General features: G+C 68.2%; 10 protein-coding genes and 1 pseudogene. 4 read left to right on the plus strand and 7 right to left on the minus strand.

Features of this window, described 5'->3' with window-relative positions; genetic code table 11:
* Window positions 1-301: FadR/GntR family transcriptional regulator (locus tag MBELCI_RS17210; protein ID WP_045320428.1), on the minus strand; the 301-nt coding region annotated here is incomplete at its 3' end.
* On the minus strand, window positions 277-999 hold the full coding sequence (locus MBELCI_RS17215; RefSeq protein ID WP_021695524.1) for a ribonuclease activity regulator RraA: 723 nt from the start codon (window positions 997-999) through the stop codon (window positions 277-279). The genes MBELCI_RS17215 and MBELCI_RS17210, both read right to left, overlap by 25 nt.
* A gap of 240 nt (window positions 1000-1239) precedes the next feature.
* Between MBELCI_RS17215 and MBELCI_RS22080 the strand changes: the two genes are divergently transcribed.
* The 4 genes from MBELCI_RS22080 to MBELCI_RS17230 all read left to right on the plus strand — a co-directional run bounded on the left by MBELCI_RS22080 (window position 1240) and on the right by MBELCI_RS17230 (window position 4097).
* On the plus strand, window positions 1240-1410 hold the full coding sequence (locus MBELCI_RS22080) for a hypothetical protein (RefSeq protein ID WP_235047688.1): 171 nt from the start codon (window positions 1240-1242) through the stop codon (window positions 1408-1410).
* Complete coding sequence (locus MBELCI_RS17220; RefSeq protein WP_235047689.1) at window positions 1362-2216, plus strand: TRAP transporter substrate-binding protein; 855 nt, start codon at window positions 1362-1364, stop codon at window positions 2214-2216. The genes MBELCI_RS22080 and MBELCI_RS17220 overlap by 49 nt, the downstream gene beginning before the upstream one ends.
* A 67-nt stretch (window positions 2217-2283) precedes the next feature.
* Window positions 2284-2814, plus strand: coding sequence for a TRAP transporter small permease (locus tag MBELCI_RS17225; RefSeq protein ID WP_021695526.1), 531 nt, complete (start codon window positions 2284-2286; stop codon window positions 2812-2814).
* Window positions 2814-4097: a TRAP transporter large permease gene (locus tag MBELCI_RS17230; protein ID WP_021695527.1), complete on the plus strand. Its 1284-nt coding sequence runs from the start codon at window positions 2814-2816 to the stop codon at window positions 4095-4097. The genes MBELCI_RS17225 and MBELCI_RS17230 overlap by 1 nt, the downstream gene beginning before the upstream one ends.
* Window positions 4098-4100: 3 nt before the next feature.
* Here the strand turns inward: MBELCI_RS17230 and uxaC are convergent.
* From uxaC to MBELCI_RS17255, 5 genes and pseudogenes are all read right to left on the minus strand, one after another.
* A pseudogene (uxaC, locus tag MBELCI_RS17235) lies at window positions 4101-5495 on the minus strand (glucuronate isomerase).
* A gap of 4 nt (window positions 5496-5499) precedes the next feature.
* A complete protein-coding gene (locus MBELCI_RS17240) occupies window positions 5500-6786 on the minus strand; it encodes a TRAP transporter large permease (protein WP_021695531.1) in 1287 nt (428 codons plus the stop codon).
* Window positions 6783-7355, minus strand: coding sequence for a TRAP transporter small permease (locus tag MBELCI_RS17245; protein WP_021695532.1), 573 nt, complete (start codon window positions 7353-7355; stop codon window positions 6783-6785). Before MBELCI_RS17245 ends, MBELCI_RS17240 begins: the two co-directional genes overlap by 4 nt.
* A complete protein-coding gene (locus tag MBELCI_RS17250) occupies window positions 7333-8394 on the minus strand; it encodes a C4-dicarboxylate TRAP transporter substrate-binding protein (RefSeq protein ID WP_021695533.1) in 1062 nt (353 codons plus the stop codon). The genes MBELCI_RS17245 and MBELCI_RS17250 overlap by 23 nt, the downstream gene beginning before the upstream one ends.
* Window positions 8391-9610 (minus strand): AGE family epimerase/isomerase (locus MBELCI_RS17255; protein WP_045320429.1); only part of this gene is annotated, 1220 nt, incomplete at its 5' end. The genes MBELCI_RS17255 and MBELCI_RS17250, both read right to left, overlap by 4 nt.

Below are 9610 nucleotides of genomic sequence, written 5' to 3' on the forward strand. Positions count from 1 at the left end.
CGAGCACCGCCTCCTCGGGCTTGCGCCGCACGAAGGAGCCGGAGCCCTGGCGCGACACCACGACCCCGTCCTCGCGCAGCTGCTTGAGCGCCTGCCGGAGCACCGGGCGCGACACGCCCATCTCCACGCTCAGCTCGTGCTCGGTGGGAAGCTTTTCGCCCACCGGGAAATCGCCGCGCACGATCTTGGCGAGCACGTTCTCGTAGACCGTGTCGGCCAATGTCCGGTCACGGGTTTCGCGGGCGGCCCGGACCGGGGCCGCCGCCTGCGGGAACTCTATCGCCCGTTTGCCTGTCGCCATGCGCTGTACTTCCCCTGTGTGGCCGGATCGGTCGGCGGGTAGAGACCGAAGGTCGAGGCGCCCTTTTGCACCTCCTCCATCACGAAGTCCTCGAAGGAGGTCATCTCGATGGCCTCCTCGGCCACTTCGTCGGCCATGTGCCTCGGTATGCATACAACCCCTTCATTGTCCCCGACAATGACGTCGCCGGGGAAAACCGACACGCCGCCGCAGGCGATCGGGTCGTTGACCGCTACGGCGTGGTGCTTGGTGAGGTTGGTGGGCGCGCTGGGGCGCGAATGATAGGCGGGCATCTCGAGCTGCGCGATCTCGGGCGTGTCGCGGAAACCGCCATCGGTGACGATCCCGGCGCAGCCGAGCTGCTGCAGCCGCGTCGCCAGGATGCAGCCCGCCGAGGCCGCCGTCGCGTCGCCGCGCGAGTCGATCACGAAGACTGCGCCGTCGGGGCATTCCTCGACGCCCTTGCGCTGCGCGTTCTCGCGGTCGGCAAAGCTCTCTATCACGTCGAGATCCTCGCGCGCCGGGATGTAGCGCAGCGTGTAGGCCAGCCCGACCATGTTGCGTCCCGAGCGAAGTCGCTGCGGCCCCTGAAGGTAGATGTTGCGCAAACCGCGCTTGAACAGCGCAGTCGTCAAGGTTGCCGTGCTGACCTGCATCAGCCTCGCATGGGTCTGCGCCCCGAGCGCCGTCATCTCCATCGTCCCCTCCTGCCCGTCCCGTGACGGCTCTGCTTGATGTCGAGGTCAGGCTAGCCGGGCGGCTGTACCTTGTCAAGATTTGTAATGGTTACTTTTACAAGACGTGCGGCATGAAGCGCGAGACCTCTGCGCACAAACCCTAATTATAGGCCATTTCGCCGCCGTTTCACATCAATGTTGCTTTTTTTTTGTAATCGCATCTACGAATCAAGTCTTACAAGGTTGAGGGAGGAGGACGACATGTTCATGAGAGGCATCCTGCTGGGCTGCGCGGCGGCCATGGCGATGACGGGCGGTTCGGTCGCGGCCGAGGAATGGCGCGGCTGGAACATCCATGTCGAGGAGTATCCGGTCAGCATGGCATGGAGCGCTTTGCCGAGCTGGTTGAGGAGCGCACCAGCGGCGAGCTGACCGCCAAGATCTTTCACTCCGGCGTGCTCGGCTCGCAGCCCGACGCGATCGAGCAGCTGCGCCTCGGCGTCATTGATTTCGGGGTCTTCAACCTCGGCCCGATGGGCCAGGCCGTGCCCGAAGCCAACGTCACGCTGCTGCCCTTCATCTTTCGCGACGTGCCGCAGATGTACGCGCTGATGGACGGCGATCTGGGCGAGGCGATCGGCGAAGGCATGCGCGAACGCGGCATCGTGCCGGTGGGCTGGTACGCCGCTGGCGCGCGCTCCTTCTACAACAATGAGGCCCCGATCGAGAGCCCCGAGGACGTCGCCGGCATGAAGGTGCGCGTGATGAACAACGACCTCTTCGTCGGCATGATCGAGGCGATGGGCGGCAACGCCACTCCGATGGATTTCGCCGAGGTTTACCAGTCGCTGCGCACCGGCGTGGTCGACGGCGCCGAGAACAACCCGCCCTCCTACGAATCGACCAACCATTTCGAGGTCGCCAAGTACTACTCGCTGACCGAGCACCTGATCATTCCCGAGTGCCTGTGCATCAGCCTCAAATCATGGGACGCGCTGACCCCCGAACAGCAGGAGATCGTCACGCAGGCCGGTCAGGAAAGCGCGACCTACCAGCGCGAGCTGTGGGACGAGCGCGAGGCCGCGAGCCTAGAGACGCTTGGATCAGCCGGGGTCGAGATCAACGAGATCGCCGACAAGACCGCCTTCCAGGAGGCGATGGCCCCTGTCTACGACGCCTACACGGCCGACAATCCGGATATGGCGCCGCTCGTGGAGATGATCCGCAGCGCCGAGTGATCCTCGTGGCGGGGGCCTGTCGCCCCCGCCCGTTCCTCTTGCCGGGACATGCCCACATGAGCGCCCCATGACCGCCCCCAACCGCCTGACCGCCGGCCTCGACGTGGTCCTGCGCCTGCTGCGCAACGCCTGCCTCGTCGTCGCCTCGATCTGCCTCGTGGTGCTGATCGCCAGCTTTGGCTGGCTGGTCTTCGGGCGCTACGTGCTCAACGCCACGCCCACTTGGGTCGAACAGCTCTCGCTGCTGCTCGTGGGCTACATCACCTTTCTGGGCGCCGCCGCGGGCGTGCATGATGACGGGCATCTCGGTGTCAGCTTCCTGCGCGACGGCTTCGGGCCGCGCGTCTCATCGGTGCTGCGCAGCGTCTCGGACCTGATCATGACCGGCTTCGGGCTGGTGATGTTCACCGCCTCGACCGAGCTGGTGCGCTTCGGCTGGTCCTCGCAGCTGCCGATGCTGAACCTGCCCGAAGGGATGCGCGCCATTCCCGCCGCGACCTGCGGCCTGCTGGTCGCGCTGTTCTGCGGCGTCCGGGCGCTGCGCCGGATGCTGGGCGACGCGCCCGCCACCGACGCCTTCCTTCTGGAGAATCTGTGATGGGCCTCGTCGTTCTGCTGGGCAGCTTCGCCGCCACGTTGCTCTTGGGCGTTCCCGTGGCCTTCGCCATGGGCATCTCGGCGGCGCTGACCTTCTGGTTCGAGGGGCTGCCGCTGCTGATGACCTTCCAGCGGACGATCTCGGGCATCTCGGCCTTCTCGCTTCTGGCGATCCCCTTCTTCATCTTCGCGGGCGAGCTGATGCTGCATGGCGGCATCGCGCGCAAGCTGGTGAACTTCGCCGGCACGCTGGTGGGCCATGTGCGCGGCGGGCTCGGCTCGGTCAACATCCTGTCAAGCATGCTGTTCGGCGGCATCTCGGGCTCGGCCATTGCCGACATCTCGGCGCTCGGCTCGCTACTGGTGCCGGCGATGAAGGAGCGCGGCTACCGCGCCGATTACGCCGTCAACGTCACCGTGACCTCCTCGATTGCCGGGATCGTGATCCCGCCGAGCCACAACATGATCATCTTCGCCATCGCCGCGGGCGGCGGCGTGTCGATCTCCAAGCTGTTTCTCGCGGGCGTGGTGCCGGGCATCCTGATGTGCCTGTGCCTCGCCATCGCGGCCTATGTGCTGGCGATCCGCCACAACTACCCGTCCGAGACCTTTCCGGGCTGGCGCGCCGTGCTCGTCGCGGCGGCCGAATCGCTCCCCGGCCTCGTCACCGCGATCATCATCATCGGCGGCGTTCTCTCGGGCGTGTTCACCGTCACCGAAAGCGGCGCCTTCGGCGCGCTCTACGCGCTGGCGCTGACCGGGATCGTCTATCGCAGCCTGAGCCGCGAGGATTTCCGACTGGCGGTGGTCAACTCGGTGCGCACCACCGCGATGGTGATGATCCTGATCGGCTTCGCCGCCTCCTTCGCCTATCTGCTGGCGCTCTACCAGGTGCCCGCGCAGTTGTCGGACACGCTGCTGTCGCTGACCCAGAACAAGATCCTGATCCTGTTGATGATCAACCTCATGCTACTGGTGCTCGGCATGATCATGGACATGGCGGCGCTGATCCTGATCTGCACGCCGATCTTCCTGCCCATCGCCCGCAGCCTCGGCATGGAGCCCGAACAGTTCGGCATCATGCTTCTGGTCAATCTCGGGTTGGGCCTGTGCACGCCCCCCGTCGGCACCTGCCTCTTCGTGGGCTGCGTGGTCGGACGCATCCGCATCGAAGAGGCTGTGCGCGGGATCTGGCCCTTCTACATCGCCATCGCCGGGGCGCTGTTGCTGGTGACCTACGTGCCGGCCGTGTCGCTGGGCCTGCCGGGGCTGCTGGGGCTCTAGGCCTCAGCCGCCGAGACGGTAGGCCTGCCGCGCCAGCCCTCCGGCCAGGAGCGGCGCGATCTCGAAGGCCTCCGCCTCGTCGAGGCGGTGGGTCACGACCAGCTCCGCGAGAAAGCCGCTATCGACACGGCGCGCCACGTCGTGCCGCGCCGGGATCGAGCACAGCGCGCGGGTGTCGTCGTTGAAACCGGCGGTGTTGTGGAAACCTGCGGTCTCGGTCACCGCCTCGCGGTAACGGCGCATCCCCTCATAGCTGTCGTGGAACCACCATGGCGGGCCGAGCCGCAGGCAGGGCCAGACCCCCGCGAGAGGGGCCAGCTCTCGCGCATAGGTGGTCTCGTCGAGGGTGAATAGGATCAGCGTCAGCCGCGGGTCGAGCCCGACCGCGTTCAAAAGCGGGCGCAGCGCCTCGGTGAAGCTCGACGCAGCGGGATGTCGAAGCCGCGATCGGGGCCGTAGGCGCGCGAACCGCGTCGGAATGGCCGCGCATGGAACCCGCGTGCAGCTGCATCACCAGCCCGTCCTCGAGCGACATCCGCGCCATCTCGGTCAGCATCTGCGCACGGAACAGCTCGGCATCGCCCGCCTCCGCGCCGCCGCCGCGCACCCGCGCGAACAGGGCCCGCGCCTCGGCCTGCCCCAGATCGGCGGTGCGCGGCGTCGGGTGACCATGATCGCTCGCCGTGGCGCCCATCGAGATGAAGACCGCCCGCCGCGCGCGATGCGCCGCGAGATACCCCTCCCAGCCGCCGGTGTCGCAGCCGGTCATCTCGCCCAAGCAGTCGAGCGCCGCCGCGAAGCCCGGCGCCTCTGGATCGACCACCGCGTCGGGGCGGTAGGTCGGCACCACCCGGCCCGGCCAGTCCGCGCCGCGCAGCTTCGCATGCTGCGCAAGATCGTCGAGCGCCCCGTCCGTGGTGGCGATCGCTTCGATGTTGAACCGGTCATACAGGGCGCGCGGGCGGAACTCTGGCTGCTCCAACCGCTCGGCCACGGCGTCATAGGCGCGGTCCGCCGTCGCCTCGGAGAGCCGCTCGGTCACGTCGAACAGGTTTTCGAGCGCGTGCTCGATCCAGATCCGCGAGGGCGTGCCCCGGAACAGGTGGAAGTTCCGCGCGAACACCCGCCAGATCGCGCGCGGATCGGTCTCGCGTCCGCGCCGATGCCCATCGCCTCGAACGGCACGCCCTGGCTGGTGAGCATCCGCGTCACATAGTGATCGGGTGTCACGAAGAGCTGCGCGGGATCGGAGAAGGCCGGGTTCTCGCCCCACCATCGCGGGTCGGTGTGGCCATGCGGCGAGATGATCGGCAGATCGGCCACCGCCGCGTGAAGGTCGCGCGCCAGCTTGCGGGTGGCGGGGTCGGGCGGCAACAGCCGGTCGGGGTGCAATGTCATCGGGTCACATCAGCCAGTTGGGAAGGAACATCACGAGGCCGGGGAACAGGATCATCAGCGTGACCATCCCCAGCACCGCCGCGACAAGCGGCAGCATCTGGATCGAGTAGTCGCGGTAGCTGCAGCGCAGGATGCCGCAGACGGTGAACATCGACACGCCCACCGGCGGGGTCATGCCGCCGAAGGTTACAAGCGTCATCATCACGAGGCCGAAATGCACCGGGTCGATCCCGGCCGCCGTCACCACCGGCACGAGGATCGGCGTCAGCAGCATCACCAGCACCGTCGCCTCGACCAGCATGCCGAGCACCATCAAGAACCCCGCGATCACGAAGAGCAGCACGGTCGGGTCCGACAGCGCCGTCAGCGCCACCTCGGCGATGCTCTGCGGCACCCGCTCGAAGGTGATGACATAGCCGAAGGTGCCCGAGAACAGGATGATCAGCATGATCATCCCGATGTCGCGCAGGCTCTGGACCATGGCGTCGAGGATCTTGGCGGGCGTCAGTTCGCGGTAGATCAGCGTGCCGACGATCAGCGCATAGGCCACCGCGAAGGCCCCGGCCTCGGACGGGGTGAAAAAGCCGAAGCGAATGCCGATCAGCAGCCAGATCGGGAACAGCACGGCCCAGAAGCTGCGCCACAGCTCGTGGCCGACCTCGCGCAGCGTCGGCAGGCGCTCGGTCTCGGGCTTGTAGCCGCGCTGCCGCGCCACGCCCCATGTGGCGATCATCAGCACCATCAGAAGCAGCATGCCCGGCACGATGCCCGCGATGAACAGCCGGCCGATCGAGACCTCTCCGAGATAGCCGTAGAGGATGAGCCCGAGGCTCGGCGGCAGCGTCGCGGTGATCAGACCGCCGATCGCGAGAAGGGCCGCGGTGAAGCCGCGGTCATAGCCCTTTTCGACCATCGGCTCGCCAAGGATGCGCGCCTGCATCGCCGCATCCGCCACCGCCGAGCCCGAGACGCCGCCCATCAGCGCGCTGAGGATCAGGGTCGATTGCGCCAACCCGCCGCGCATCCAGCCCGCGATCACCGTGGCGAGGCCGACGAGGCGCGGCGTGATGCCCGAGCTGTTCATCAGGTTGCCCAGCAGGATGAACAGCGGCACCGCCAGAAGCGGGAAGGACTGGCTCGCGGCGACGATACGCTGCACGGCGGTGCTGTCGGGCAGAAACGTGCCGGGCAGCAGGAAATAGGCGGTTCCGGCGATGCCGATGGCGAAGGCCACGGGCATGCCGATGATGATGAGCGTGAGCGCGAGGCCCAGGATCAGGGCGGAAATCACAGGAGGTCCTCCGTGCTATGGCCCGCGGCGAGGCCGGGGGCATGACCGGGGGCGGGATTGGGGTCCCGGTCGGTGCCGGGCGCGCCCAGATCGGGCAGCACCGGCTCGAACGCCGCGTCCACCCCGAGCGAGAGCACGCGCCGCACCAGCGTCAGCGCCAACAGCGCCGCGCCCACCGGCAAGGCCAGCGTGACCAGCCCGTAGGACAGCCCCGAGCCGCCAAGCTCGCGCTGCCAGTTGCCGATCGCCAGATCCCAGCCGAGATAGGCCAGAAACCCGAGGAACGGCAGCATCAGCGCGAGGCTCAGCAGCGACAGGAGCCGACGCCCGGAGGGCGGCAGCAGGTCCGGCAGGGCCGAGACGCGGATCGTCTCGCCGCGCTTCATGGCAAGATCGGCGCCCAGCATGCAGGTCCAGATCAGGAAGAGCTGCGCGAATTGCGGCGCCGAGGTCACCGGCGCGCCGATGCTGCGGCCGATCCCGGCCGTCAGCACGGCGGCCACCGTGCCGATGAGCGCGAGCAGCGCCAGCGCCTGCTCGATCGCGTCATAGAGTTTCCAGATGGTCATGCTCGCCCTCCCCCGGCGCGGCAGGTTTTCGGCCCCGGCGCCGTGGCGCCGGGGCCGCCGGTTCACTCCGCCGAGGCAGGTAGGGGGCCAGCGCCTCGCGCGCCTCGACCAGGCCGACCTTCTTGTAGACCACGTCGACGCGGTCGCGGAACGGCGCGATGTCGACCTCGTTGAATTCGACGCCCGCCGCTTCCATCTCGGCCTGCACCTCGGCCAGCTTGGCCACCGTCTCGCGCGTGGCCTCCTCGCCCGCGGCCTTCAGCTCTTCGGTGACGATCGCTTGCAGATCCTCGGGCAGTTCGGCGAACCAGCTTTCGGACGTGGCGAGCCCGGTGAAAAGCTGGATGTGGTTGGTGAAGGCGACGTTGTTCGACACCTCGTGCAGCTTGATGCCATAGGCCCCGGTGAGCTGCGCCTCCGCCCCGTCCACCGCGCCGAGTTGCAGCGCCGAATAGACCTCGGACCACGCCATCGGAGCGGGTGTCGCACCCATCGCCTCGACCGTGGCGACCCAGCCCGGCGCGTCGATGGTCCGCACCCGGACGCCGCCCAGATCCTCGGGCGTCTCGACCTTGTCTTGGGTGAACATCTGCCGCGTGCCCTGGAACCAGTTGTAGTTCAAAAGCCGGATGCCCGACTCCTCGGCAAGCTGGCCCACCCACTCCTCATAGACCGGGCTTTCGGTGATCGCGGCGTATTCGGTGTAGTCATCGACCAGATAGGGAGCCGCGAGAATGCCCAGCTCGGGCAGGAAGGGCGCGAGCCGGCCGGCATCGACCAGCGCCGCGATCGGCGCGCCGGAGCGGATCTGTTCGAGCACGTCATTGTCCTCGCCAAGCTGCGAGGAGGGGTAGATCGTCACCTCCATGCGGCCTTCGGAACGTTCCTCGATCCGCTCTTCGGCGCCCTGCATCGCGATGACCAGCGGGTCCTGCAATGTCTGGGACGTCGAGAGGTTCAGCGAATAGTCCTGCGCCGTGGCGGCCCCCGCCGACAGGGCGGCGATCGTGGCGAGCGCGGTGGTGATGTGGTGGTTCATGTAAGGTCCTCCTCCTTGTGAACATCCTGGTCTCGCGGCGCGTCCCGACGCCCGAGCGGCCAAAGCCCGGCGCGCCCCCCTTCGGTCAGGAACAGCGCGACATGATAGAGCAGCCGGCTCAGCGCCTCTGGCCAGAGCACCCGGCCCTGCCCGTCGAGGCGGTTGACCCAGAACGGGTCCGGCCCTTCCGCGACGTATCGCGCGAAGATCAGCCCGAGCAGCGCATTGGCCCGCGCGGCATGATCCGGATCGCCGGTTTCGGCATGCAGATCGGCATGAAGCTTGCCCGCCTCGGTCAGCGGCCAGAGCAGGTGATCGGGCTCGGTCACGGCGCCATCGGCCGAGACCGCGTCATAGGGCGCACCGGCGAGCGGCCCGTCCGGGCGCAGACCATGCGCCTCGACGTAACGCTGCATCCGCGCGGCCGCCCCGACCACCGCCCGGTCACCGCCCATGGCCGCGAAACGGCGCAGCAGCCACGCCCATTCATACTGGTGCCCCGGCTCGCGACGGCGACCATCGGCCGTGTCGATCGGGGCGAGGTCGTGACCCGTGAACTCGCGGATCGCGCCGGTCTCGGGGTCGAGGAAATGCCGCAGCCCGACCTCGACCAGCCCGGCGGCGCGGTCGCGCCAGATCGCCTCGCCGGTCATCTCATGCGCCTGCAGCAGCGCCTCGATCATGTGCATATGCGGGTTCTGCGCCCGCAGATCCCCCTGCCGCGGCCCGCGCGCCGCCATCTCGTCATCCTCCCACAGCGCGCCGGTCGCGGGATCGGTCAGCCGCGTCGAGATGAAGTCCCAACACGCCTCGATGCGCCCTTCGGGCACCGCTTCGGGCGCGGCGCGGCGCAGCGTGACCAGCGCCAGCAACGCAAAGGACTGGTCATAGCTCCGCCGCACCGCGTGTTCGGGGGCGGCGCTCGGCGCGCCCGAGGCCAGCGCCGCGACGCGGTAGCCGCCATCCTCGTCGCGCAGCGCCGTATCGAGATAGCGGTGGATCGCGATGGCGGCGTCGCGCATCCATGGCACGCCGGTCGCGAGGTGCAGATGCGCGAAGGTGAAGACCAGCCGCGCTTGGGTCAGCGTCGTGCGTTCGGGCGAGGCCGCGGGTTTGCCCGGCGCGTCGAGCCGCTCGACCGCCGCGCCGCCTTCGTCCTGCGCCACCGCCAACCATCGCGGCAGGGCGTCGAACACGAACGCATCGACGCGCCGCG

This window comes from Limimaricola cinnabarinus LL-001 (genome assembly GCF_000466965.1).
Taxonomy (GTDB): Bacteria; Pseudomonadota; Alphaproteobacteria; order Rhodobacterales; family Rhodobacteraceae; genus Limimaricola; species Limimaricola cinnabarinus.